22 protein-coding genes and 1 tRNA gene are annotated in these 24,166 nt (G+C 67.3%); 4 read left to right on the top strand and 19 right to left on the bottom strand.

Annotated elements, in window-relative coordinates; translation table 11 throughout:
- Positions 1 to 42: 42 nt before the first annotated feature.
- From ACWESM_RS19170 to ACWESM_RS19140, 7 genes are all read right to left on the bottom strand, one after another.
- Entirely contained in the window at positions 43 to 2,088 is a 2,046-nt protein-coding gene (locus ACWESM_RS19170) for a YVTN family beta-propeller repeat protein (protein WP_397277451.1), read from the bottom strand.
- An 11-nt stretch (positions 2,089 to 2,099) separates the two neighbouring features.
- The gene (locus ACWESM_RS19165) at positions 2,100 to 3,098 is read right to left on the bottom strand and encodes a protein phosphatase 2C domain-containing protein (protein WP_356965220.1); all 999 of its coding nucleotides are present in this window, start codon (positions 3,096 to 3,098) and stop codon (positions 2,100 to 2,102) included.
- Entirely contained in the window at positions 3,098 to 3,769 is a 672-nt protein-coding gene (locus tag ACWESM_RS19160) for a vWA domain-containing protein (protein WP_355072540.1), read from the bottom strand. The genes ACWESM_RS19165 and ACWESM_RS19160 overlap by 1 nt, the downstream gene beginning before the upstream one ends.
- 208 nt (positions 3,770 to 3,977) lie before the next feature.
- A complete protein-coding gene (locus tag ACWESM_RS19155; protein WP_364427463.1) occupies positions 3,978 to 4,262 on the bottom strand; it encodes a helix-turn-helix transcriptional regulator in 285 nt (94 codons plus the stop codon).
- A gap of 35 nt (positions 4,263 to 4,297) precedes the next feature.
- Positions 4,298 to 4,624 (bottom strand): hypothetical protein, encoded by a 327-nt coding sequence (locus ACWESM_RS19150; protein WP_355072537.1) that lies wholly within the window; start codon positions 4,622 to 4,624, stop codon positions 4,298 to 4,300.
- Positions 4,625 to 4,626: 2 nt separating this feature from the next.
- Positions 4,627 to 5,460 (bottom strand): toll/interleukin-1 receptor domain-containing protein, encoded by an 834-nt coding sequence (locus ACWESM_RS19145; protein WP_397277449.1) that lies wholly within the window; start codon positions 5,458 to 5,460, stop codon positions 4,627 to 4,629.
- 333 nt (positions 5,461 to 5,793) lie between these two features.
- A complete protein-coding gene (locus tag ACWESM_RS19140) occupies positions 5,794 to 7,041 on the bottom strand; it encodes a helix-turn-helix transcriptional regulator (RefSeq protein ID WP_355072533.1) in 1,248 nt (415 codons plus the stop codon).
- 256 nt (positions 7,042 to 7,297) lie between these two features.
- Here ACWESM_RS19140 and ACWESM_RS19135 point away from each other — a divergent pair, with 256 nt between their 5' ends.
- Positions 7,298 to 7,729 carry a hypothetical protein gene (locus ACWESM_RS19135; RefSeq protein WP_355072531.1) on the top strand — a complete coding sequence of 144 codons (432 nt, stop codon included), beginning with the start codon at positions 7,298 to 7,300 and terminating at the stop codon, positions 7,727 to 7,729.
- 100 nt (positions 7,730 to 7,829) lie between these two features.
- Here ACWESM_RS19135 and ACWESM_RS19130 read toward each other — a convergent pair whose 3' ends face one another.
- The 3 genes from ACWESM_RS19130 to ACWESM_RS19120 all read right to left on the bottom strand — a co-directional run bounded on the left by ACWESM_RS19130 (position 7,830) and on the right by ACWESM_RS19120 (position 10,809).
- Positions 7,830 to 9,311: an MDR family MFS transporter gene (locus ACWESM_RS19130; RefSeq protein WP_452492902.1), complete on the bottom strand. Its 1,482-nt coding sequence runs from the start codon at positions 9,309 to 9,311 to the stop codon at positions 7,830 to 7,832.
- 387 nt (positions 9,312 to 9,698) lie between these two features.
- Positions 9,699 to 10,121 (bottom strand): YybH family protein, encoded by a 423-nt coding sequence (locus ACWESM_RS19125; RefSeq protein ID WP_397277445.1) that lies wholly within the window; start codon positions 10,119 to 10,121, stop codon positions 9,699 to 9,701.
- 109 nt (positions 10,122 to 10,230) lie between these two features.
- On the bottom strand, positions 10,231 to 10,809 hold the full coding sequence (locus ACWESM_RS19120) for an NADPH-dependent FMN reductase (RefSeq protein ID WP_364427448.1): 579 nt from the start codon (positions 10,807 to 10,809) through the stop codon (positions 10,231 to 10,233).
- 138 nt (positions 10,810 to 10,947) lie between these two features.
- Between ACWESM_RS19120 and sigJ the strand changes: the two genes are divergently transcribed.
- The gene (gene sigJ / locus ACWESM_RS19115; protein ID WP_364427445.1) at positions 10,948 to 11,838 is read left to right on the top strand and encodes an RNA polymerase sigma factor SigJ; all 891 of its coding nucleotides are present in this window, start codon (positions 10,948 to 10,950) and stop codon (positions 11,836 to 11,838) included.
- 244 nt (positions 11,839 to 12,082) lie between these two features.
- On the opposite strand, the gene ACWESM_RS19110 is transcribed toward sigJ, so the two are convergent.
- From ACWESM_RS19110 to ACWESM_RS19100, 3 genes are all read right to left on the bottom strand, one after another.
- Entirely contained in the window at positions 12,083 to 12,430 is a 348-nt protein-coding gene (locus ACWESM_RS19110; RefSeq protein ID WP_452492899.1) for a hypothetical protein, read from the bottom strand.
- A 510-nt stretch (positions 12,431 to 12,940) separates the two neighbouring features.
- Positions 12,941 to 13,258, bottom strand: coding sequence for a DUF222 domain-containing protein (locus tag ACWESM_RS19105; RefSeq protein ID WP_364427436.1), 318 nt, complete (start codon positions 13,256 to 13,258; stop codon positions 12,941 to 12,943).
- A 364-nt stretch (positions 13,259 to 13,622) separates the two neighbouring features.
- Positions 13,623 to 13,695 (bottom strand) — tRNA-Asn (locus ACWESM_RS19100).
- A gap of 203 nt (positions 13,696 to 13,898) precedes the next feature.
- Between ACWESM_RS19100 and ACWESM_RS19095 the strand changes: the two genes are divergently transcribed.
- Positions 13,899 to 14,144 (top strand): hypothetical protein, encoded by a 246-nt coding sequence (locus ACWESM_RS19095; RefSeq protein WP_039796811.1) that lies wholly within the window; start codon positions 13,899 to 13,901, stop codon positions 14,142 to 14,144.
- 70 nt (positions 14,145 to 14,214) lie between these two features.
- Here the strand turns inward: ACWESM_RS19095 and dnaG are convergent, their stop codons facing one another.
- The 4 genes from dnaG to ACWESM_RS19075 form a co-directional block, all read right to left on the bottom strand.
- Entirely contained in the window at positions 14,215 to 16,134 is a 1,920-nt protein-coding gene (gene dnaG, locus ACWESM_RS19090; protein WP_356964918.1) for a DNA primase, read from the bottom strand.
- A gap of 87 nt (positions 16,135 to 16,221) precedes the next feature.
- The gene (locus ACWESM_RS19085; RefSeq protein ID WP_364427429.1) at positions 16,222 to 16,971 is read right to left on the bottom strand and encodes a Mut7-C RNAse domain-containing protein; all 750 of its coding nucleotides are present in this window, start codon (positions 16,969 to 16,971) and stop codon (positions 16,222 to 16,224) included.
- A complete protein-coding gene (locus ACWESM_RS19080) occupies positions 16,968 to 18,122 on the bottom strand; it encodes an FIST signal transduction protein (RefSeq protein WP_355072512.1) in 1,155 nt (384 codons plus the stop codon). The genes ACWESM_RS19085 and ACWESM_RS19080 overlap by 4 nt, the downstream gene beginning before the upstream one ends.
- Positions 18,123 to 18,610: 488 nt before the next feature.
- On the bottom strand, positions 18,611 to 18,781 hold the full coding sequence (locus ACWESM_RS19075) for a hypothetical protein (protein ID WP_355072511.1): 171 nt from the start codon (positions 18,779 to 18,781) through the stop codon (positions 18,611 to 18,613).
- A gap of 2,680 nt (positions 18,782 to 21,461) precedes the next feature.
- Here ACWESM_RS19075 and ACWESM_RS19070 point away from each other — a divergent pair.
- On the top strand, positions 21,462 to 22,034 hold the full coding sequence (locus tag ACWESM_RS19070; RefSeq protein ID WP_355072509.1) for a hypothetical protein: 573 nt from the start codon (positions 21,462 to 21,464) through the stop codon (positions 22,032 to 22,034).
- 150 nt (positions 22,035 to 22,184) lie between these two features.
- On the opposite strand, the gene ACWESM_RS19065 is transcribed toward ACWESM_RS19070, so the two are convergent.
- Both ACWESM_RS19065 and ACWESM_RS19060 read right to left on the bottom strand, forming a co-directional pair.
- Positions 22,185 to 23,444, bottom strand: a complete 1,260-nt coding sequence (locus tag ACWESM_RS19065; protein WP_355072507.1) for a deoxyguanosinetriphosphate triphosphohydrolase — start codon at positions 23,442 to 23,444, stop codon at positions 22,185 to 22,187.
- Positions 23,445 to 23,450: 6 nt separating this feature from the next.
- On the bottom strand, positions 23,451 to 24,131 hold the full coding sequence (locus tag ACWESM_RS19060) for a YdcF family protein (RefSeq protein ID WP_355072969.1): 681 nt from the start codon (positions 24,129 to 24,131) through the stop codon (positions 23,451 to 23,453).
- Positions 24,132 to 24,166: the final 35 nt, after the last annotated feature.

Below are 24,166 nucleotides of genomic sequence, written 5' to 3'. Positions count from 1 at the left end.
GCGGCCATCGGCTTCTTCCATGGCGGAAGCTGTGCGTCGCCATCAGTCACCGATCACGGACACTGTGCCGTCGCTGAAGTTAGTGACGTAGACGGTCCGGTTGCCCGGATCGACGACGACACCGTGCGGGCGGCTCCCCACTCGAATCGAGCTGTCGGGCTTTCCGGTCCGAGTATCGATCAGAGAAACAGCGCTGGCAGTACGCACATCGTCGAGGCCGTGGTTGGTGACGTACACCGTCTTCCGCGGCCCGTCCACCGCCACGCCGACCGGTCCGAGCCCGACGCGCAATGTCGCGGTGACCGCGCGGGTTCGAATGTCGATCACCGATACGGTGCCGTCGGCATGATTGGTGACGTACGCGGTGCGCGTGTCGGAGTCGACCGCCACGCCCCAAGGTTGATTCCCGACATTGATCGTGGCCGCTACGACCGGTAGGGCGGGGTCGATCACCGACACCGTGTGGTCGACGGCGCCGGGCGGACCGGCGTTGGCGACGAAGACGCTGTGCGAACTCGGGTCGACGGCCACGCCGTACGGATGGCTACCGACCCGGATCGTCGCGGTGACCACCCTGGATCGGGTGTCGATCACCGACACCGTGTCGGCCTCGAAATTCGTGACGAAAGCGGTGTGAGAGGCGGAGTCGACGGCGATGCCGTACGGCCCCGCGCCCACGGGGATACTTCCCGCAAAAGACCCATTGCGCGTGTTGATCAGTAACACGGAGGCGCTTCCGGCATTCGTGACATAGGCGAGCCCCGCCGCCGAATCTATGGCGACCGCGGTCGGCTTCACCATTCCCGGTGCCGTAACCACTCCGGTGACATTCGTCTTCGTGTCGATCACCGAGACCGAATTGCCTGCGCTGTTGGTAACGAACAAGTTCGCGCTGGTCGGATCGATCGCGACGCCCCAGGGTTGCGCGCCCACGGCGATCGTGGCGGTCACCGAGGTCGGTCCGGTCGCCACGGCCGCCGCGCGGTTGCCCGCGGCGCTCGGACCGCTGTCGCCGGACATCTTGCCGGCCAGAAAGCCGACGACGACAACAAGGAGAGCGAGCGCGGAGATCACCTTTACCCGAGTCGGAATCCGAGGCGCCCACGGGCGGCGGCCAGCGGGCGGCGGCATGATCACCGGTGGTGCCGGTGTGACGATGGCGGGCGCCACCGCTCCGCGCGGCGGTGTGGTCCGTGGCGGAGGCGACGGCGCGCGGGTGGCGGCGCGCGCCGCGGCCTGGGACAACGCGGGCAACCAGTCCCCCGGCCGGGGCCGCTGCGCCGGTACGGGCGACAGGGCCGCGCCGACGAGTCCCCGCACCGGAGCGGGCACGGCGGCGGGCAGCCGGTTCGGATCGCGGGTGCTCTGGTCTCCGGCCAGCAGCCGCAGCGCGAGCAACCCGAACTTGTAGGCATCCGATCGCGCGGTCGCCAGTTCCTCTCCGGGATTGACCACCTCGACCTCCCAGTCCGGAGTCTCGACTTGCGCCGAGACCGACCGGGACCGCAGCCGCATGGCATCGCAGTCGATGAAGTACACCTTCCGATCCGGCTGTAACGAGAACAGCAGGTTCTTCGGTGACAGGTCGCCGACCGCGATGTCGTGGCGGTGCAGAATCGTCAGCGCTTCGGCGGCTTCGGCCAGCAACTCGTAGCGGTGCCGGTCGGTCAGCGGAATGCCGCGCCGCGCCAGGAAACTGTCACCGTTGAGCAGATGCTGGAACTCCGCGGTCTTCGACTGCACTGCCGAGGACATGGTCATCTTGATGAAGAACTCGTCCGGAATCGCGGGCATCACGAACCCGGTCACCTGGGCGGAGTTGTCCGCCTCGACCAGCCTGCACGGCCACGCGACCCGGGAGAGCAGGTCCATGCCCTCCGCGAAGGGCAGCGATTCGAGGTAGGCGGGCATCTCCTCCAACACGTCGACCGCCACATTCGCCAGCACGACGGGTTTGTATTCCTTGTACACCACCGCTTTCGCGTACCGCATGCGCGCGCTCGGCGCGCTGAAGACCACCCCTTGACCACCGGCCGCCAGCTTGGTCAACGGGCCGAGCTGACCCACCTTCACTCGCTGCTGCGTCACTGCCGATCCCGTCAGTTCACCCTCGGCCAGATGGCCACCAATGTCCGGTCGTCGTCGAATGTCTCCCGCGAGAAATCCAGGGTGTGCGCGAATTCCAGGTGCGACGGCACCCGCCCGGCGAGCACCGAGGCGAACAATGCCCCGACCTCGCCGTCGCCGCCGCCGAGCGGATCGCCGAATCCGTCGGTGCCGACCAGCAACACCTGGCCAGGCTCGACGGTCACCGAGATGGGCTCGACTTCGTTCGGAACTCTGGGCAGCCCGCTCACCGCGGAGGAGGTCAACCCGGAGTCCGACGACTGCTTGCCGCCGAGTACCGGGACGAAACGCTCGTCCGACAGCAACCAGGCACCGGAGTCGCCGACACCGGCCAGCACCGCGGACAACGCACCGTCGGCGTCGCTCTCACACACCACACACGTCAGCGTCGTCGCCAGCACCTGCTCGGCCTGCTCGGCATCGGCCTGCGCCAGCGACAGCACAGCGGCGGCGCGCTCGGTCAGCATCCACGCGGTGTTCTGGAACAGCGATTGCCATCCGATGTCGCCGAGCGCCTCCACTGGCTGCTCTTCCAGCCACTGGGTGGCGTAGCGCACGGCGGTGGTCGAGCCGATGTGCGAATACCGCGCCGCGGACACTCCGTCGGCCACCGCGACGATCAGTCGATCACGATCCGGCGCCGCGGTGACCGCGAAATCGTCCTGACGGGGTACGCCGTTGTATCGGTGCAGGTAACCACGCACCGATGCCGCGCGAACGGTGAACGGTCCGCGTGACCATCCGTCGATCATGGTGTCCGCGCGGTACGGATTCCTGCCGTACTCGGTGCCGATGGCCTTCGCCTCGAACGCCGGTGTGGGGGCGCCGACGACGATCGGCTCGCTCGCCGGGCGGCTCGGAAGGGTGGGTCCGATCGCCTCGTCCGCCGGTGCCGGGTTCACGATGACAGCCGGATCCGCGGGCACCGGATCATCCGGCAAGCGCTTGCCCCGCTTGCTCAGGAAGCCCATCACACCGTGTCCACGGCGAGCGAGACGAAATTATCGGGTTTCTCCACTTGCAGCGTCGCCTGTCCCGTCGCCAACGCCTGGCCCGAATTGATCACCGACTGCGTCAGCGCCGTGATGAATTTCGAGATCGCGACGCCGGTGTCGGTGCCGGCCGCGGTGATGAACGCGTACTGCGGGTTGGTCGCCACCCGCCGGATCACATCGGCGTCGGCCTGGCCGATGCCGAACGCCAGAATGTTCGGCCGGGCCGCGAAACTCGTCAGCCGCGCGTGCTCGGTCTCCCAGCCCTCGCCAGGATTCGGCGCACCGTCGGTGAGGAAGAACACGGCGGGTCGATTGACCAGGTAGCCGGCGGACTTCAGCGCGGCGATGTCGCGCGGTATCCGGTTGGTCAATTCGGCGAACGCCGCCGCGAACGACGTCGAACCGCGCGCCCGCAGTTCCGGCATGGCTTCCAGATTTCGCAGATCGGTCGGTTCCAAATGACAGACCGCGGTATCGGAGAACCCGAGCACACAGAAACGCACCTTCGCCGCGGCCATGGATTCGCCCTGCAAGGTGTCGAGCAAGCTGGACAGGCCCGCGTTCAGATCCGCCACATCGTCGACCATCGAATACGATTCGTCCGCGACGAAATATACCGGAAGAATTGTCGCCTTCGGTTCACTCATCAGGTGCCACTCCCTTTCACCCCGCCACCCGGGCGTGCCAATGCTACCGGGGCAAACGGTAATTCACTGTCGACCGTTCGACCGACAAATCCCTGCGCCCCAAAGGTTTTCCTCCGCGCCACCCGAATCGCCGGCGTCAGCGCATTTCCACTCCGCGATATCCACGTCGCCACGCCGCCGTTTGCCCGACTGCCCGCCGAGGCCGTGGTCACAGGTCATCGATGCCGATCAGCGCGTCCTGCAATGCGCGGGCCACGAGAGCGGCTTTCGTCGGCGCGGGCCGGCCGACCGCTGCGTACTTGTCCCTGATCCGGGCCAGGTGGGTGTTCACCGTTCCCAGCGAGATATACAGCCGCCGAGCGACTTCCACCTTCGAGTCCGACGCTATCCACGCCAGCAGTACCTCGATCTCCCTGCTGCTCAGCGCCGGACGCTTCCGCGGCACCAATGTCGGGGGCAGCGCATCGTCTCTGTGATCGAACGTGACACTCATGAACCATTTCCTTTACAAGAATTCATCGCACGCGCCTACCGCCGACCGAACAGATCACGCACACATACCCGCACGAGGGCAACGGTGGCGACGAAGAGCGCGAAAAATATCAACGCACGCGAGAGATCGCCGGAGTTCCCGGATTCGGCCGTGTACGCGGACTGGCCGTAGACGAAGAAGCCCACGTCGAGTAACAGCAATCCCGCGAGCACGTACCACGTCCAGACGCGTCGGCGGGGGCCTTGGTGAATATTGATGTTCTGCCGACCGCCGTTGTTGGCGTAGATGCTGCTGCCGTTGTTGGCCTGATTGATCTGATTGTTCGTGTTGGGATTGTTGTTCGGTCCCGGCGACGGGTGCATCGTCATCTCCTGTGATGGCCGCCCAGCCAGATGTTCTGGGTTCCGTTCTGATTGGCGTGTACGACACTGCCGTCCTTCGCCACGTTGATCTGATTGTTCTGCGGGCCCTGCTGCGCCGCGCGGTCCGGCCCGTCCGGCCGGATGTCGGCCCCCGGAGCAAGGTGCCGGAGCAGACCGCGGACGTCTTCCTCGACCGTTCGGTACCGAATATGCCAGTATTGCGATTGCGATAGCGCGCGGATATCCGCCGGAAGCTGGTCCGGGCTCGGCAACGACGTGTCGTCCAGCAGAACGGGGACGACCGGTATCCCGCGCGCGAACGCGGTAACGAGTTCCATACGCACCCAGTCCCGATCGTCATCGATGCGACGGAGTCCGCGTTCGTCACGTGCGTCGAGCCAATACGAGCCGATCACCGACACCATCGTGTCGCATTCCTCGAGCGCACGACGGATCCTGCGCGCGTACAACCTACCCAGGGCCAACGAATCCACGTCCCGGAAGACACGCGCCCTGCCGAGGTGTCGTGCCATCTGCTTCGATATCTCGTTGACCGCGTAGACGCTGTCAACGATGCGGTAGTTCAGGAATATTTCCATCAGTTGACCCGATTCTCGAGGACGATTTATCGAGCGCAGTGCTGCGCGATTGCGAATAGATGCCGCGGATGACGGAGCGATTTGGATGAACCGACCAGTTCGTTGCACCCCCGAGTAACATCCTTCGGATGCCTCACGGTCGCGAATCTCGTCCTCGAGCGAAACACCACGGTTTTCAGAGAACAGTCTGCACCCGGACCGAACTCTGAGCGACTCGAACAGCAAACGTTCGGTCATATATCCGACCGCGTGTCTCCCCTGACCGCCGGATCGAAAGGTTCTGGTTGGTTTATTTCCCCATTATGGGTCGACTCGCCCTCCCGGCCGGCGCCGAATGTGCTCGGTTTTCGCATAAGTCGAGCGCCGTGCCGATTCACCGTAGGTCGGCACAGTCCTACCACCGTGGCCGCAACGCATCGAAGCGGCGTTCTCGTCCTCATCATTTGCCCCCGCGGCGTTTTCCTACCTCCGGGCCGCGAACTGCGGCTCGCTCTTCAGCATTCAGCGAGCAGACGGCCGGCGACAGTGGTTGTCCGTTGCCGTTCGCAGCGGCAACGGACAACCGATCACTCAACGCTTGGCGAGGACCGACATCAGCGCCGGTTGGATGTCGAGCAGCGCGGCATGTCGGCGGTAACGGCCCACCGTACGGGCGAAATCGAGGAGATCCGCGCGGATTGTCACCGAGTCCACCGCGCTGATGACGTCGAGCAACGGCGCGATCAACGCGCACGCTCGATCCAGGTCGCCGAGCGCGGCGTACACCAACGCCCGCCGGGTGCCGAACCGCGCCCGGTCACGGTCGGACTGCTGCGGATTCCGCGACATCGCTCGGTCGAACAGTACGGCGGCGTCCTCGAGGTTGCCCAAATCGTAGTGACACCAGGCCTCGATGAGGACAGAGCGCTCGTGCAGGGCCGAGGGCCCCAGCTCGTTCTCCCCAGTGCGATGTGCGACGTCGTAAAGGTTCGCGGCTTCGTCCAGCGCTCGCATGGAATTCGAGTGGTCCAAGCCGATGGCATAGCCCTGTGCCGCCCCCAGCGCGGCCAGCCAGCGGATCCGGGGATGGACGGCGTGGTCGGCGAGCACTTGCTCGGTGAGATCGGTCGTCTCGGCGGAATCGCCGCGATACAGACTCAGCACCGCCCTGCGGACCAGCGCGTAGCTGACCATGTGCTCGTCGCTGACGGCGGAAGCGTGGTCGACCGCCCGCGTCGTCCACCACAGCGCGCCGCGCTCGTCGCCGCATTCCTGGGCCATCCAGCCGGCGAATTCCGCGGTACGGGCGGCGTGCAGCAGAAGTTGCCTGCGCAGCTCACCGGCACTGCGCAGAGCGGACGCGGCCGCGGCATGTTCGTGTATCACCGCCATGGGGAAAACGAGGCTGGGACTGCTGGTCCGGCCGAGGCGTTTGATCTCCTCGAACAGCGCGCTCAAGCCGGGTAGCGAGGCGGCGGAGCTGGTGGCTGTCGCGGGGAACGCGGTCACCGGCGGCACGCCGAAGTCCCCGATCCGGAACACACCGGACCCGTCCGCGTGCAATCGAACGTTCCACTCGGCATCCGAGTAGCCGCCGACGTCGATATCGAGATCCAGGTCCGGCTGTGCCGCCGAGGGCGCCAGCACCAGCAGGTCGCCTCCCGCGGACAGGACCGCGTCGCAGGCGCGCGCCAGCGCCGAGGACGGCGACTTCTGCCCGTTCTCGACCCTGCTCAGATGACTCCTGCTGTAGTGCACGAGTTCGGCGAGTTTGCCCAGGGCCAGCCCCTGTTCGAGTCGACGCTTGCGCAGTTCTCGACCGAATTCAGCACTTGCCATAAGTATTACCTCGGAATCCGTTGCCAGCCGGAAATTCTCGCGCGCGACGAATTTTCGGCGAACCTGCAACCGCCCCTATGATCCAGGGCCGACCGAACACCACACCCCTTGTCGCTGCGAGTGTACCCCCGCGACTCCGCGCCGTCAGCGAATCCAACCGCTGGGCGGGCGGCTGCGCCACCGCCGTGCCGTACTCTGGCGATTCGGCGCCGAGACACGCCGAATCAGCCTATGCCAGCCGGGAATTGGGGACAGGATGGATACGGATCATCGCATCAAGCACCTCGAGATGTTGCAGTCGATCATCGCGCGATTGAGCCAGCAGTCGTTCACGGTGCGCGGATGGTCGGTGACCCTCGTCTCCGTGATATTCGCGCTTCTCACCACACAGGCCCGGCAAGGATCGGGCCTGATATTGCTGGCGCTGGCGCCGGCCTGGATCTTCTGGGGTCTCGACGGTTACTACCTGAGCCTGGAACGCCGTTACCGGGAACTGTTCGCATCCGCCGCGCGGCAACTACGTGAGCCGCTGGCATCCGGGCCGCTCCCGTTCGACATGATTCCCGATTCCGACCGGCCCGCACGCGATTTCGCGCGCGCGATCGTCACTCCGAGCGTGGCCGCGATTCCCGTGGTCTTGACCGCGCTGATCATCGGCTACCGGGTAGTCGCGGTCGTCGGCGGGTGAGCGGCGCCGTCCGGACATTCCCGCCACCAGTGCCGATATAGGAGCGTACGACGAAGCCCCTGGCGCTGGATGCGTCCAGGGGCTTCCGTATCGAAGCGGTTCAGCGCTTGGTCAGTTCGGGAGCCGTGGTCTCCGATCCCTCGACGGACTCCACCGGGGCTGCCTCTTCGTGCGCGGCGGCCCGGTTCGGCAGCAGCACCGCCATGACGATCACGATCAGCGCCAACGCCGCCGAGACGAGGAAGGCCAGCCGCATGCCGTCGAGATGCGCGGCGACGAGGTCGCTTCCCTCGGCGGCGAGCGACGTGGCGCGCGCCGACATCACCGTCACCACGAGAGCGGTGCCGAACGCCGCGGCGACCTGCTGCAAGGTGCCGAGCATGGAGCTGCCGTGCGAGTACAGATGCTGCGGCAGCGCACCGAGACCCAGGGTGAACACCGGGGTGAACGCCGCCGCCAGCGACACCATCAGCAGGATGTGCAGGGCCAGCAGCTGCCAGTAAGGCATGGTCATCGAGATCTGAGTGAACCCGGCCAGCGCTATGGCGATTCCGATCGACCCCGGGATCACCAGCAAGCGACCGCCGAACCGGTCGAACAGGCGGCCGACGGTCGGCCCGAGCAGACCCATCGCCAATCCGCCCGGCATGACCAGCAAGCCGGTGGCCAACGGGCTGAGGCCACGCAGGTTCTGCAGGTACAGCGGCAGCAGAATCATCGACCCGAGCATGGCCATGAACGCCACCGACATCAGGATCAGCGCCTTGGTGTAGGTGGCCGACAGCAGCACGCGCAGATCGAGCAGCGGGGTACCGGTGCGCTGCAAGCGCAACTGCCGCCACACGAACAGGGCGATCAGCGCCGAGCCCACGGCGACGATGCCGAGCGGGCCCGCGAAGTCGTCGCTTTCGAACCGGCTGAGCCCGAACACCAGTCCGCCGAACCCGAGCGCCGCCAGCGCCACGCTGGCCACATCGATCTGCCCGGCTTGCGGTTCACCGACGTTCTCCAGCTGCCGCAGCCCCAGCCAAGTGATGACACCCGCGATCGGCAGCACCAGCACGAAAAGCCAACGCCACGAGGCGATTTGCAGAACACCACCGGAGATCACCGGCCCCATCGCGGGCGCAACCGAAATCGCCAGGGTGACATTGCCCATCACCCTGCCGCGGTCGTGCTCGGCCACCACCGTCATCAGAGTGGTCATCAGCAGCGGCATCATCACAGCGGTGCCGAAGGCCTGCACGATCCGGCCGAGTAGCAGCATCGCGAACGACGGCGCGACCGCCGACAACGCGGTACCGGCCAGGAAGACGCCCATCGCCGCGGCATACGCCTGCCGGGTCGACACGCGCTGCAGGAACCAGCCGGTGGTCGGGATGACCGCCGCCATCGTCAGCATGAACGCCGTCGACACCCACTGCGCCGCCCGGTCGGTGATCGCCAGATCCGCCATCAGGCGCGGAATCGCGTTGATCATGATGGTCTCGTTCAGGATCACCACGAAGGTAGCGAGTACCAGCACCCGAATGACGGTCGGTGTCCGCCCTCCCGAGGCTGGAACGGATGGTGCGGCGGACATCGGATACCTCCGGAGGCATGGGTCGTTGACAGAACATGTGGCCCTTCGCCGAGTCACCGGATCGCGTCCCGGCGCCACAGCTGTAGAGACGGTGTCGACTGCTCGAACTCATCGGGCGCGGGTCAGTATTCCGCCCGGCACCGACACAAATCACCCGGTTTTCTTGCCGATACACCCAGCACCCCTACTGGAAACCGCTGGTCAGGACCCTCTACAGCCCTACGCGAATCCCAATCGTGAGCCTGGTCACTCTAGGCGATCCGCGCTCGCGGACTGTCCCGACACGGAGTCCGAGTGAAAACCTGCCCGCCGCAACCCCGAACGCGACGCTCGCGCCGGGGCCTCGGCGTGTCGGCGGCATTGCCCGGCTACCGCGGCAGGCAGCAGCTAGGGCTCGAGGTCGGCCACTCCCTTGCCGGTCGAAATATCGAACGGCACAGAAGCCTGGTCGTGCGTGATCAGCCAATCGCCGTCGATCTTCCGGAAGCAGAGAGTGACCCGGACCCACATACCGTTCGTCGGCACCCCGTTCTGCAGCGTGCCACTGAGCCGACCGAAGGCGTGGCCGAATGCCACATCGTCGCTCACGGTGAGGGCCAGGTCGCGAACCTCATAGTTCACGTCCTGGAAGAACGTGAACGCGTTCGCCCAGTTCTTCGCTTTCGCGTCGATACCGACATGCTGCAGCGGAGGCTCGACGTCGAAGGAGACGACGTCCGTTGCGTAGAGCTTCTTCACGCCCTCGAGATCCTTGGCCCCGATTCCTTCGGCCAACTTGTCGATCCGCCGCCTGATCTCGGCTTCGTCCACTGCGCGTTGCGCGGGCGCCGATACCACCGGACCAACTCCGTGATCGTTGGCAGTCATTGCATCCTCCATTCGATGAATTTCCGGCCGCCAGGCGGTCTCTTCTGCGGGATCACCCGACGGCGGCCGCGGCAGCGGCGCGCAAAGGTGCGAGGGCGACGCTCCACGCGACGACCTGATCCAGCGTTTTGCCGAGGGCGGCGGCATGGTGCTCGCCCGGTACGAAGGTGGTGTGGTTCTCGAAATCGGTGAGCACCGAGATCGCGACCTGATAGCCCACGTCGGCCATGCCCAGCGTGCTGCAGACCGTCCGCAACTGCACCACCGCGCGGGCGCCGCCGTTCACGCCGTAGGAGACGAATCCGACCGCCTTGTCGGTCCACTCCGCGAACAGGTGGTCCAAGGCGTTCTTCAGCACTCCCGGGACGCCGCCGTTGTACTCCGGGGTCACCACCACGAAACCGTCGAACGGTGCGATGCGCTCCGCCCAAGCGCGGGTATGCGTGTTGACGGACGGGCCGAACATCGGCGGCACCGCTTCGTCCAGATGCGGCAGCGGGTGGTCACGCAGATCGATCAGTTCGAACTCGGCGTCGCCGCGCTGCGATGCTACGTCCAGGACCCACTGGGCGACCTGCGAGCCGTTACGGTTGGGTCGGGTACTGCCGAGAATGATGCCGATTCTGGTCATTTCCGGAACTCCTGCTTCGCTGAAAGTGTCACGACCTTCCGACGACACAGCCGTCCGGAATGTCAGGCTGTCTCACAAATCGGGTCGCTGTCTCGTCGATTCGGTAAGGGCCCGCGTCGACCGAAGGAGCCGATACCCATGACCGACCCGCACCTGCGCTCGGTGATCAGTGAACGCCGTCAACTGATCAATCTCGCCTACCGGCTGCTCGGCTCGTTGGCCGAAGCCGAGGATGTGGTGCAGGAGACCTACCTGCGCTGGTACGCGTTGCCCGAGCGGCAGCGGCAGGAGGTGGCGGCGCCCGGCGCCTGGTTGACGACGGTCGCCAGCCGCATCTGCCTCGACCTCCTCGGCTCGGCGCGTGCCAGACGGGAACGTTATGTAGGCGAATGGATTCCCGAGCCGTTGCCCGACCGTTCCGAATGGCTCGGTGGTCCCTCCCCTGCTGATCCCGCCGACCGGGTCACCCTCGACGAGTCGATCAGTATGGCGTTCCTCGTCGTCCTCGATTCCATGACACCGGCCGAACGGGTCGCGTTCGTCCTGCACGATGTCTTCCGCTACTCCTTCGCCGAGGTCGCCGAGATCGTCGGACGCACCCCTGCGGCTTGCCGCCAGCTCGCCTCTTCCGCCCGCCGCCGCATCCGCACCGCGCAGGGGCCGTCGGGAACCCGGCACGCCGAGGTGATCAGGGACTTCAAACGTGCCTGGGAGACACAGGACATCGAAGCTCTGATCGGGCTGCTCGATCCGAACGCGACCGCGACCGCCGACAGCGGCGGCCTGGCCCCGGCCTTCCTGCACCCGATCAACGGCGGCGAGCGGATCGCCCGCGCTTGGATCGAAATCGCCGCCCGATCTCCCGAGGTGAGGTTGCTCGAGCGTACGGTGAACGGCCAACCGGGCCTGGTGGCGCAGCTCGCCGACACCATCGTGTCGGTCTACGCCTTCGACATCGCCGACAACCGGATCACCCGCATCTGGGCGATCCGGAATCCGGAGAAACTCAGCCTCTGGGCAGCGGACTGAACGACTGCTCCGGGTCGAGAGTCGGCGGATCGCCGCAGGCCTCTTGACGCTGAAGGGACGCGCGAGCACGGTACGGGCCTATTTACAGAGCAAGGCGGTGCTGCCGACGGTCGAGTCCATCACGATGTACCCAGCAGGTTCGCACACGGCCCCCCAGAACCGACTCGGATCAGCATCGACCCGCGGCGCGGTCGTCTGCGCTACGAGTCGATGGGCGAGGTGTTGAACCGCAACGGTATGGGTTTCAGCTGCCCGCGCTGCCGGTGGAAGGTCGCGCCCTGCGCAGTTCGCAGGCGAGCCGGTCGGCGTCCGGCCGGTCCTCGCCGGAACGGGCGCAGCCCTGCGAGGTGTAGCCCCGTTCGTTGTAGCCTTGCCGGTCGTAGCCCCACCTGTCGTAACCCCACCTGTCGTAACCCCAGCGGTCGTAGCCCCAGACATCGAAGCCGTCGGGTCCGTAGGGGTCTTCCGGCTCAACAGTTTTCGGAAATGACGGAGTCGTCACGGGCGGTTCGGTCGTGACCGGCGGCACGGTGGTGACCGGCGGCACGGTCGTCACCGGCGGCGCGGTCGTCACCGGCGGCACCGTCGTCACGGGCGCGATGGTGACAGGTGCGGTAGTAGCCGGGGGTTGATCAGGGGTTGCGAATGCCGGTAAGACCAGCGCGGCCGGAGCAAGCACCACCGTCCCGGCGACTGCGGCCAGCAGGACCGACTGTCGAACCGTGCGCGGACTTCTCCTCCACTGAGACATCGTTGACCTCCAACTCGACATAAGCGCGCTCGCCGCACCCGAGTCCCCTATCGGTCGAATGTCCAAATTTGCTACACAGCAGGGCGTTTTGCTTCCCCACCCGTGACGGGGAAACCTGCTCAACGCGCGGAGATGGCCGAGCCCCTCCCAAGGTGTGGTCTGATCAGCACCACAGAGTTCGACGCACACGATCATCGGCATGTGCGCGCGTTCGCGAGATCAACTGCTGGCCAACGTTGCGCCGTTTCGAAACGAGCCACAGTGGACGCGGCCCGTGCTCGCGCATACACGGTGAACGGGCAGTCGGTCCTCGCGGCCCTCCGAACAGAGGTCGAGGCAGCGGGCTCGGCCTCAGCTTGCTGCCGCCAGCACCCTCCATACCTTTCTGGAACGCGAGCGGGCCTGCGGAGCCGCGTATTCGATTCGCTGGCGCGCTTCGTGGGCACTGATCCGCAGCAGATCAGTCAATAGCTCCACGGTGTCCCGATAGCCGGTGTCCGCGGCGAGGCCACGACGTTCGGCTTCGGCGACGGCTGCGCGCATGGCAGCATCCAGTCGCCTCCGACGGCGTTCGGTTTCGACGAGGGTGCGCAGCAAATCGACATCGGCCAGTTCCGGCCATCCCGGTGCTGGAGCATCCGGCGCCGCCGCGATCGAATGTTTGTTCACCCGAACCAGCCTACCTCAGTGTCGAACATATGTTCGACAATTCGATACGCCGAGCCTGGCGTCACTGTCGGTGCGCTATTGGCGGCCTGGCGGCGCGGCGCATTCGCACGGATTCGGCATGAGCGTTGATTTTCGTACCGGAACCTCGGCCCATCACACTCGGCGTAGACAGCATCGATCTCACACCGAGGCTCACTGTTCGGAATCATCATGGTGACGCCGTTGGACGACTCGGTCAGGTTTCGACACGACGGGTCGACGAAACGTTCGGTGGCGAATCTTGGCGTTTTCTTGGTGAGGTCCGATCAGTGGACCAAACGAATGAAGCCCCTGACCATATTTCCTGGTCAGAGGCCTATTCTTGCTCCCCCATCTGGACTCGAACCAGAAACCTGCCGATTAACAGTCGGCTGCTCTGCCAATTGAGCTATAGGGGATTGCCCTTGGCTCGTCCGGTTGGTATCGGGCGGGCCGAGGAGAAACTCTAGCGTATCGCTGGGCGGAGGCCCAAATCGCGGCGCTACCTGCTGAGTTGTCACTGAGAGCGGGGGTGTCGCTACCGAGTGTCCGGATCGACAGGCGTGTGGGGTGTCGGGCAGGATGGGGGCGGCGAACTGGCAACTGGGAGGAGCACATCGAGATGCTGCGGTTGATCATCGGCGTGGCGGCCGGCTACGTACTCGGCAGTAAGGCCGGGCGGGCTCGCTACGAACAGATCAGCGCCGCTACCCGCGCGCTGACCGAGAGCCCGGTGACCCGCAAGCTCGTGCTCGTCGGCAGGCAGAAACTGGCGGACAAGCTCAGCACCCGCCCCCGCCTCGAACCGATGGAGCCGATCGATGAGCGGACCACCGTCCTGGTACCGCACGACCAGCTGCGCCGCTGACCCCGCACATGCTGTGACCGATCCTCGCACCAGTCGGACTGTGTGCGAGGAATCACGGATCTGATCGACCCTAGGCCCCGGTGGCGAAGTCCCCGTGGTTGCCCATCGCCTGGGTGAGCAGGCTCTTGCGGTACTGCTCGAGAGCGACGAGGTCGCCGAAGAGGGCGAAGTAGGCCTCCGGCTGTTCGGTCGAGGAGACCCGCTGGAGCTTGGACTTGAGTTCGGCGATCTGCCTGCCTACCCAGGCCTCCTGGGTGCGCGCAAGGACACCGGCGACGAAGCGCGGGATGTCGGACTCCGATTTCACCGGCAGCGGCTCGTTGGCGAGCTCCGACAGCAGGGCGCGCACGGTCAGATCCTCGGTGCGGTCGGCGACGGCGTTGACCCATTCGGCGCCGCCGAGCCCGGCGGCCGTGCCGCCCGCCTCGGCGATCAGGCCGCGAAGGACCGAGTAGGCGGGGTGGGTGAAGGCTTCGGCCTCGAGCGCGTCGAAACCCGCTCCGGCCATCGCCGGGTACTGGAGTGCGGCGGCGAGTACCTGCCGTTGCGGCAGCAGGGTGGGATCGTTCGGATTCGGCCGTGCCGCAGGATGTTCCGCGACCACCTGGCGCGGCGCGGGCGCACGCCCCGCGCCCGCCTGCCCGCCGCCGTTGCGGTTCCGCTTGGCTTCCTCGCCGACGCGGCGCACCACGGTCTGGATGTCGTCCCAGCCGACCCACCCGGCCAGTTTGGTGGCGTAGGCCTTGCGCAGGGCGTTGTCCTTGATCTGCGCGACCACCGGCACCGCCCGGCGCAGCGCCTCCACCTGGCCCTCCGCGGTGTCCAGGTTGTGGTCGGCCAGTAGACCGCGAATCACGAACTCGTACAGCGGGGTTCGGCGGGCGACCAGATCGCGCACGGCGGCGTCACCGGAGTGCTGCCGCAGTTCGCACGGGTCCTGCCCGTCCGGCGCGATCGCGATGTAGGTCTGACCGGCCAGCTTCTGATCACCAGAGAAGGCTTTCAGGGCCGCCGCCTGGCCCGCGGCATCGCCGTCGAAGGTGTAGATGATCTCGCCGCGCCAGAAATTGTCGTCCATCATCAGGCGGCGCAACAGGGCGAGGTGGTCGTCGCCGAATGCGGTGCCGCACGAGGCCACGGCGGTCTTTATCCCGGCCAGGTGCATCGCCATGACGTCGGTGTAGCCCTCGACCACGACCGCCTGGTGCCCCTTGGCGATCTCGCGCTTGGCGTGATCCAGGCCGAAGAGCACCTGGGATTTCTTGTACAGCAACGTTTCCGGGGTGTTGATGTACTTACCGGGCATGGTGTCGTCGTCGAAGAGCTTGCGGGCGCCGAAGCCGATGACATCACCGGACAGGTTGCGGATCGGCCACAGCAGCCGTCGGTGGAAACGGTCGATCGGGCCGCGCTGACCCTGCCGGGACAGCCCGGCCGCCTCCAGCTCCTTGAAGTCGAACCCCTTGCGAAGCAGGTGTTTGGTGAGCGTGTCCCACCCCGCCGGGGCGTAGCCGCAGCCGAAGTGGTGCGCGGCCGCGGCGTCGAAGTTGCGATCGGTGAGATATTTGCGCGCGGTCTCGGCTTCCGGCTCGCGCAGCTGGGCGACGTAGAACTCGTGCGCGGCCGCGTTCGCCGCGACGAGCCGGGACCGGGTGCCGCGATCGCGCTGCACCGAGGTGCCGCCGCCCTCGTAGTTGATCTGGTAGCCGATCCGGTCGGCCAACTGCTCGACCGACTCGACGAACCCGACGTGCTCGATCTTCTGCAGGAAGGCGAACACGTCGCCGCCCTCGCCGCAGCCGAAGCAATGGAACAGGCCGTGATTGGGTCGCACATGGAACGACGGCGACTTCTCGTCGTGGAACGGGCACAGGCCCTTCATGGAGTCCGCTCCGGCGCGCTTGAGCGCGACGTACTCGCCCACCACGTCTTCGATCCGGACGCGCTCGCGTATTGCCGCGATATCGCGATCAGGAAGTCGTCCGGCCACGGCAGAGAGTCTAGGCGAAGCCGGGGCCGACGCGCCCGTGCGGCTCGGCACCGCGAGTTCCGGGCGAAGGCGCCCTCGAGCGGGGAATCACGAGCGATCCAGTTCCGCGCGGATCGCCGCGACCGTTTCGGCCAGACGTGACTGGTGGGAACCCTGCCAGTAGATCCGGCCGCAATCGCGGCACTGCCGGAAAATGTCGTAGTAGCGGCGGGTGAGCGGTTCGAGGCGATCCTCGACCTCGGCTTTGTCGACCTCGGCGACGACGCCGCCGCAGCGCAGGCAGCGGGTGAACGGATCCAGGCACGCGACGAGGTCGAGCCGCCGGATCACCTCCACGACCTGCTCGATCGGCTGCTCCGACCAGATGTAGACGCCGTGTGTGACGTTGCGGCGCTTCAACAGGCCTCGGTCACGGGTGAGCAGGATCCGGTGCTCGGCCGCGGACGCCTCGGCGAGTTCGGCGTCCTCGGCCTCCCACCGGCAGTGCACGTCGAGACCCAGCAGCCGCATCAGCTTGGCGAGACCGCCCAGATTCACGTCGGCGAGAAAGCGCGGCTCACGCAGCGGATGCGGGCGGACCAGCGTCACCCGGCCGATGTCGAGTGTCTCGAACACGGGATACGCGGTGATCCGCCCGCCGAGGCGCGGGTGATGATCGAAGTCGACCGGTTCTCCGTCGACGAGGACCAGGTCCACTTCGGTGTGCGGAATGCCCGCTGCCTCGATGACGTCCTTGACGGTCTGGTGCGGGCGGCACGGCCGACGCAGCACGGTGTATCGCTCGCCGGGCCGCAGGAAATCGTTCAGCTCGGCGTAGACCCGGAGATCGACGCTCATTCGACGAACAGCGCCATCGATGCGGTGAATCCGTGCAGCGCGTTGCGGCCCGCGATGGGCCCGATCTCACCGGCGGCGAAGAAACCCGCGAGCGGGATGCCGTCGAGCAAGTCCTCGATGGTCGTGGCGTCGTGGTCCGCAACACCGAACATCCGGCGGCCGCGTCCGTTGCACGTGAACAGCAACGCACCGGCCGGACGGACGGAAAGGTCGGTGCGCGCACGCGCCAGCGCGTTCCGCAGGTCGTGGTCGGCTCCGATCGCGTCGCGGACCTGGAATTGGACGGTGGTGCCGACTTCCACGACCTCACCCACCTCGATCGCGCCGCTGGACGGATCGGCGCCGAGCAGACCGCGGATCAGGAAGTCGCCCTGCCCGGGCTCGGCCAGGTGCTCGTCGACGACGAACCCGATCTGCAGGCCGCGCGCGAGCTCTTCCTGCTGGTCGGGTGGCAGCACGGCGACGATCTGACGCAACCGCTCGATCGGGGACAGACCGCCGAGTCCGGTGATCACCGTGCCGTCCGCGCCGGTGACCGTGTAGGGGTTGCCGATCGGACGGCAGCCCTGGGACACGATCGGCACGTTGTGCAGTCCGGGAAGACGCACGCCGACCGCACCCGAGGTCACCACGGCGTGGTCGCGGAACAGGCGGCTGCCTTCCGGGCCGTGGCCGCCGCTGACCAACCCGCCCATCACGACGGTGCCGGGCAGATCCGTGTTCACGTACTCCAGCAGCAGATCGGCCGGAAAGGAGTAAGGGTCGGGCAGCAGCAGGTGGAAGTCACGTGCGGCCTTGTCGAAGCGATAGCCGGCGAGGAGCCCGCCGCTGGCCGTGCGAAGGAAGTCCAATTGGAAGGTTTCGGCTGCGGGCAGTCCGGAGGCCAGCCACACCGCCACCGCGGGTTCGTCCTCGATTTCACGGCGACCCGCCACCACCGCCTGCGCCACGCATCCGATCAGGGCGGGCACCCGGACCGTCCGGTGGACGCCGGAGAGCACCTCGACGGCGTCGTCGGTGTGCACGCGGGACGCGAGCAGCACAGCGAGCGACGGCGCTTCGCCCGCGATCTGGTCGCGGGCGCGCGCTGCGGCCTCCATGCCCGCTCGCCGCGCTTCGGGCGCGGTGGAGAGCCCTACTCCGATCCGCACCCTTCCATGGTAGCCAACCTGCGGCTTCAGTGAATTCACCTGTCGCGCAGTGCTTTTCATCGACATTGCCGAGCCGGTACCGCCAAGTGGCCCGATGCGCGGGGCGGGCCGGAGATTCCTCAGCTCCACGAGCGAAGCGACAAGGGCGACGAACAGGTTGCGAATCGATAGCTGTTCGGCGGCAGCGACGCATACTCGATCTTCCCAGCCCGGGGAGGTCCGGCGGATTTGAGCGACAATAGCCGCGACCACAGTCTGTTTTCGGTCACCCGGGATCAGAGTGTCGGCGCGGGCCGGGCGCACCGCGGCAAGACCTGATGAGGACAGGCGGGAGACATTGTGAGTCAGCCGTCGCGGATCGACACGGGCGAGCTGCGCGCGATGGTATCCACCTTGGAGCGGCTCATTGCCGACGCTTCCCGGACGGTCGGCGAACTGAAGGCGGCCATCGCCTCCGCGGAAGGGCTCGTCGACGGCGACCGGCTCGATCATGCCGAAGCATTGCCTGTCCTGGCGCCCGCACCGGAGAGCCGGGTGCTTCCGCCGGAGTCATCGGCCGAGCCCGCGCCGAAGGCGATGCCGACGCCATGGTCTCGGAAGACCCAGGAGACGCCCTGGTCCAAGCGGGTGGTCCGGCCATACCCGGCGGTGCCGGGCACACCGGTTCGCGTATCCGCGGGCCGCGAGATCGGCGTCTCGGCAGAGTTGTCCGCACCCGTACGCCGACCGGCCGCAGGGCATCACCCGCAATTCGAACCGGCAAGTCACCGGACCGACGCCCTCGACGAGCCGGCATCCGTCCGGCGCTCGGTTGTCGCCGAGGGCCCTGCACCCGCAGTCACCGTTGCTCCGGCGTCGATCCGGCGGACGGACCGGGGCGAGCACGCCACACCCCGTCCTCGGATCGATACCGCATCCGGCCGCCGGTCCCCTGACGGCCGCCCACCGAATCAGCCGACCGTCGCCGCACCCAGCCCACCGGTCGAAAGAGCGCACCGCACCGAGGACATCCCGCAGATCGGGGACCCGCGCCACGAGGTAGCCGCTCCGCGGGCCGACAGAGCCGGCGGTCTTCCGCCGCGTCTGGACATCGAGATCGCCGAAGACTCGATACCGCGACCGGATAACGAACAGCCGACCCTCGCACCGGGCCCCAGGGGCGGGTCTGCACCGGCCCGGCCAACCGATTCCACCGGCGCCTCCGCACCGACCGACTCCACGAGCACCACCGCTGAGGAGCACCGAACCTCAGCGTGCCGGATTGATGCCGAGGACAACCACGAACCCGTCCGCGCGACGAACGGCACGCAACATCCAAAACCGATCCGCCGAACGGATTCGCCGGAAGCCATCGCACCACCGCGACGTATCGGTACGGCTGACGACACCCCGTCCGCTCCGGAGACGGGCCCCGCATCCCGTCCAAAGCCCGTCCCGAAGACGACAGAACCTGCGCTCCCTGAACGCACCGATGACCCCGGGCACCTGGCCCCGATCCACGCCACCGGCGGTGTCGCACCCATTGAAGAAGCCGACAACCCGCATCTTCCGGCGGTCACCCCGCGAGACGACACGACCCTCGACACCGCAACCACCCCGACGTCCGGTATCGCGGACGACTCGCCGCTTCCGTTCCAGTTCGATACCCCACCCCTTCCGGCACGGATCGAGCCCACCCATCAGTCCGGCAGCGCAGGCGAGCTCGCACGTCGCCGAAGAACCGGCCAACCCACGCCCACTCCGAAGACCGACGCCGCGTCCTCCCCTCAGAGCGATCGCCCCACCGACTCCGCATCCCTCCAGGTTCCCGACGCCGCACCTACACCGTCGATCGACTACACAAACCTCTCCGGCCAACAACCGCCAATCAGCACCGACGCCCTGGAGCCCTACCCACCGACGGACACCGCCGAGGAGACGGCACCCGCACCCGCAGCTACCACGCCCCACCCCGAACCGAACCCCCAGAACGACGCCACAGAGCACCCCGCCGCCAAACGGCAGACAACCTCAGCGCCCGACCAGCCGATCGACAGCGCGCGCCTTTCCGGCCGACAACCGGCAACCAGCACCCACGCCCCGGAGCCCCACCCACCGACGGACACCGCCGAGGAGACGGCACCCGCACCCGCAGCTACCACGCCCCACCCCGAACCGAACCCCCAGAACGACGCCACAGAGCACCCCGCCGCCAAACGGCAGACAACCTCAACGCCCGACCAGCCGATCGACAGCGCGCGCCTTTCCGGCCGACAACCGGCAATCAGCACCCACGCCCCGGAGCCCCACCCACCGACGGACACCGCCGACCAGGTGGCACCGGCCCCGCAGGCAGCTACCACGCTCCACCCCGAACCGAATCCTCAGAACGACGCTACGGACCACCTTGCAGCCGAGCAGCAGGCAAGTTCAACGCCCGGCCGGTTGATCCGCAACGCGAACCTCCCCCAACCCACGATCGGCGCCGACGAATCGGTACCTCACCGATCGACAGACTGCACCGACCAGGCGGCACCCGCCCCGGCAGCTACCGCACTACCCCCGATCGACGCCACGGCCGATTCCGCGGCCGAGCAGCGGGCAGGCTCCGCGCCCATCCGGCAGGCGGATGCCACCGACGAACCCATATCGCGGCGGCAAACCGATAACTCTCCTGGCTCGCCCGGCCTTCCGTGGATCGATGCCCTGCGCTTTTCCTGGCTCGACGCCTCGCCCGGCGGCCCGCAATCCCCTCCGCCGAGCGCTGCTACGACCGACCCCATCTCGGTCCACCACACCGGATCTCACCCACGGACCCACAAGGCAGGCAGCCCCACCCAGCAGCCGGGCAGCACAGACAACTTCGGACCCAGTCGCAACACCGGTCACACCGCAGACCCCACGAGCCGGGGCGATTCCGCGCTCGTCCCTCCGCCCGACCGCGCCGAGGCTGCCCCGCTCGACCGGCAGACCGACGCACCTGACCAGCCCCCGCCGATCGAGGACAGCGGTGCCGCGCCCCGACCCGGACATACTCGGCAGACGGACACCGTTGACGGGTCCGATCTTGTCGACACTGCTCATAACTCGACACGATCGCCACGATCAGACGTCGCGCGCCCTCGCCAGGCCGTCGCCCGCACCGCCAGCCCGGAGAACCACATCTCGGTTCGCCGGAGCGATTCGGCCTCATCGCCGCAGACCGCCGGCGCAGGCGTACCCGTCCGACGACCCGACCCCGCATCCGCCCGGAAATCCGGTCGCGCACCCATCGAACGCAGCGCCACCGCACACCGTCCCGCAGTCGCCGAGCAGGCCGATACCCACGATCCGGCCGAAGCACTCCGAATCGCGCGGGAGATGTCGGCGCGGCATGGATTGGAAGTCGTCGGGTTCGATACCGCGAATGTCGGTGTCCAGGTGGTCCGTGAGATCGCGTCCACTATCGATGAGCTGCTCACGAAATACCCGATGCCGCTGCGGGGCGTCGAGCTCACCGACGACGCGGAATCGCGCCCGAGACCGGAGCGCGAGCCGACCGCGGAACAGTCGGCCGATGCCGCGATCTGGATGCTCTTGGACCGCGCCGCCTTGTATCCGCCGCGGTCGGCTCCGGTGGAAACACGCCGGATCTTCCGTCGCCGCGGGCCTGCCGAGCGGCCGGTGTACACGGCGGTGGTGCGCGAATTCGCGGGGGCTCTGGACGTCGCCGGTGGGTTCCGGGCTCGGCAAGAAGCTTTGCGAACTCTGATCAACGAGTCGCTGCGCGGCGGCGGCGGTGGTCTCGGCCTGCTGGATCCGGGCCGGGCCTTGATCGACGGCTTCACCGAGGTGATTCTGCGGGGCGAACGAGCGAGCGCCTCGGCCAAGGAATTGCACGGCGCGCTGGTGAAAATGGCCCGAGCCGAGTCCTCCGACGATCTGTCGGCGTGACGCCACCGATACGGGTCCAAAAGGCGCACCTGGACAATCGCCCTTGACCCCGCGCACGGCCGGAGCGAAAACGGAGGTACGCAGAAAAAACACAGCCGGACAACGTCCGCCATTAACCCGCGCATGGCCGGAGCGAAGGCGGAGGTACGCCTAAATCTTCAACTCGCTCGCGACTCGCTCCAGGCGGCTTTCGGTGTAGGAAGCGATCTGGTCCACCACGACGCGCACGCGGGCGGTGTCATCGGTGGCGGCGTTCCAGAACGGCAGCAGCAGCGGATCGAGTCTGCCGGGAGCGGTGGCCAGCAAGCGTTCGGCCACGGCGAGGATGCGTTCGCGTTGGGCGGCCTGCCGCAGCCGGTGTGCCGGGTCGGACATCACATAGCGCAGCGCGACGGTCTTCAACAGCGCCACCTCGGCGGCGACGATGCGCGGCACTTCCAGATCCGCGTTGTACCGGGACAGCGGTTGCGGACCGGACACCTCTTGGGTCGCCATGATCGCGGCGGTGGCGAAGCGGCCGACGAGCTCGCTGGTGAGGCGCTTCAGCGCGACCGAAGCGGTGAACGTGCCGTCGTATCCGGACGCGGCCGCGACCACGGGCAGTTCCGAGAGCCGTTGCGCGGCGGCGATCAGCTCGTCGGCGGCCAGCGAGTGCTGGAACTGGCCGAGCGCGGCCAGCGCGTCCTGTTCGGCGGGGTCGGCCAGCGCGCGCAGATCGATCCGGCCCGCGAGGACACCGTCCTCGACGTCGTGCACCGAGTAGGCGACGTCGTCGGACCAGTCCATGATCTGGCATTCGAGGCTGCGGCGCCGATCCGGCGCACCCTTGCGGATCCACTCCAGGCGCTCGGTGTCGACCTCGTAGGCGCCGAATTTGGTGCCGGGACCGGTTCGCCCCCAGGGGTATTTGAGGGCGGCGTCGAGGGCGGCGCGAGTGAGGTTGAGGCCCGCGCTGGCGCCGTCGGCCTCGAGCACCTTCGGTTCGAGGCGAGTGAGGATGCGCAGGTTCTGCGCGTTGCCTTCGAACCCGCCGAAGGCGTCGGCGAAAGTGTCGAGGGCTTTCTCGCCGTTGTGGCCGTAGGGCGGATGGCCGATGTCATGGGCCAGACCGGCCAGGTCCACCAGGTCCGGATCACAGCCGAGTCCGTCGGCGATGCTGCGGCCGATCTGGGCGACCTCCAGCGAATGGGTAAGCCGAGTGCGCGGGGTGTCCGCCTCTCGCGGTCCCATGACCTGCGTTTTGTCGGCCAGTCTGCGCAGCGCCGCGGAGTGCAGCACGCGGGCCCGGTCGCGGGCGAATTCGGTCCGGTGGCCGGTCTCGAACTCACTGCGCGGCGGTCCGAGCCCCGCGGTCTTGGCGCCCTCGACGACGAGGCGTTCGGTGTCGTGATCGGTGTACCGGGCGCTCATCGAGCCTCACTGTCCCGCCGTGTAGGTGAAATCCGCCGAGAAGTGGGTGAGCTGGTACCACAGCAGGGCGCCGGTCTCTCTGGCGATACCGTGTGCCTGGGATTCCCGCGTGTAGACGGCGGGACCGGTTCTGGTGGGGGCGGTCCACGCCGCCAGCCCCTCGTCGCGGGCCATGGTGCGGGTGCGCAGCGAATGCCAGGGATCGCTGACCAGCACCGCCGACGACATGTCCCGCGCCCGCATCGCCGTGACCACCGCTTCGATGCTGCGCAGGGTGTCCGATCCGGTTTCCACGGCGAGGATCTTGTCGGCGGGCACGCCGCGCGCCTGCAAATAGTTCTTGCCCGAGGCGGCTTCGGTGAACAGATCGCCCTCCTGCTTGCCGCCCACGGTGATGACGCGCGGAGCGACACCCGCCCGGAACAGCTTGTACGCCTGATCGAGTCGCGCCTCGAACACCGAGGACGGCGTTCCGGAGTACTGCGCCGCGCCGAGCACGACGATCGCGTCGGCCTTCGTGTAGTCGTCGATGCGCGCGACCTGCCACACGCGGAAGGCGGTCCCGCCGACCAGCACCGCGCCCATCACGACGGAGCCGACGACGAGCCGCCGGGTCCAGCGCAGCAACCCGGCGCCGAAGCCCTGTGGGCGGGCAGGTTCGGGCGCCGGGACGGCTCGGGTGCGCATCGTTGGCAAATCCACTCCCCAAGTCTGCCAAAAGC

It is taken from the genome of Nocardia sp. NPDC003999, assembly GCF_053604885.1.
The sequence above is the reverse complement of the archived record's forward strand: the minus strand, read 5'-3'. Positions and strand labels throughout refer to the sequence as shown.

What these genes read in the sequence shown, in the direction of transcription:
- ACWESM_RS19165 (WP_356965220.1), bottom strand. Translation starts at nt 3,098, where the DNA reads ATGGGCTTCCTGAGCAAGCGGGGCAAGCGCTTGCCGGATGATCCGGTG.
- ACWESM_RS19160 (WP_355072540.1), bottom strand. Translation starts at nt 3,769, where the DNA reads ATGAGTGAACCGAAGGCGACAATTCTTCCGGTATATTTCGTCGCGGAC.
- ACWESM_RS19155 (WP_364427463.1), bottom strand. Translation starts at nt 4,262, where the DNA reads ATGAGTGTCACGTTCGATCACAGAGACGATGCGCTGCCCCCGACATTG.
- ACWESM_RS19150 (WP_355072537.1), bottom strand. Translation starts at nt 4,624, where the DNA reads ATGCACCCGTCGCCGGGACCGAACAACAATCCCAACACGAACAATCAG.
- ACWESM_RS19145 (WP_397277449.1), bottom strand. Translation starts at nt 5,460, where the DNA reads ATGACCGAACGTTTGCTGTTCGAGTCGCTCAGAGTTCGGTCCGGGTGC.
- ACWESM_RS19140 (WP_355072533.1), bottom strand. Translation starts at nt 7,041, where the DNA reads ATGGCAAGTGCTGAATTCGGTCGAGAACTGCGCAAGCGTCGACTCGAA.
- ACWESM_RS19135 (WP_355072531.1), top strand. Translation starts at nt 7,298, where the DNA reads ATGGATACGGATCATCGCATCAAGCACCTCGAGATGTTGCAGTCGATC.
- ACWESM_RS19130 (WP_452492902.1), bottom strand. Translation starts at nt 9,311, where the DNA reads ATGTCCGCCGCACCATCCGTTCCAGCCTCGGGAGGGCGGACACCGACC.
- ACWESM_RS19120 (WP_364427448.1), bottom strand. Translation starts at nt 10,809, where the DNA reads ATGACCAGAATCGGCATCATTCTCGGCAGTACCCGACCCAACCGTAAC.
- sigJ (WP_364427445.1), top strand. Translation starts at nt 10,948, where the DNA reads ATGACCGACCCGCACCTGCGCTCGGTGATCAGTGAACGCCGTCAACTG.
- ACWESM_RS19095 (WP_039796811.1), top strand. Translation starts at nt 13,899, where the DNA reads ATGCTGCGGTTGATCATCGGCGTGGCGGCCGGCTACGTACTCGGCAGT.
- ACWESM_RS19085 (WP_364427429.1), bottom strand. Translation starts at nt 16,971, where the DNA reads ATGAGCGTCGATCTCCGGGTCTACGCCGAGCTGAACGATTTCCTGCGG.
- ACWESM_RS19070 (WP_355072509.1), top strand. Translation starts at nt 21,462, where the DNA reads ATGTCGGCGCGGCATGGATTGGAAGTCGTCGGGTTCGATACCGCGAAT.
- ACWESM_RS19065 (WP_355072507.1), bottom strand. Translation starts at nt 23,444, where the DNA reads ATGAGCGCCCGGTACACCGATCACGACACCGAACGCCTCGTCGTCGAG.
- ACWESM_RS19060 (WP_355072969.1), bottom strand. Translation starts at nt 24,131, where the DNA reads ATGCGCACCCGAGCCGTCCCGGCGCCCGAACCTGCCCGCCCACAGGGC.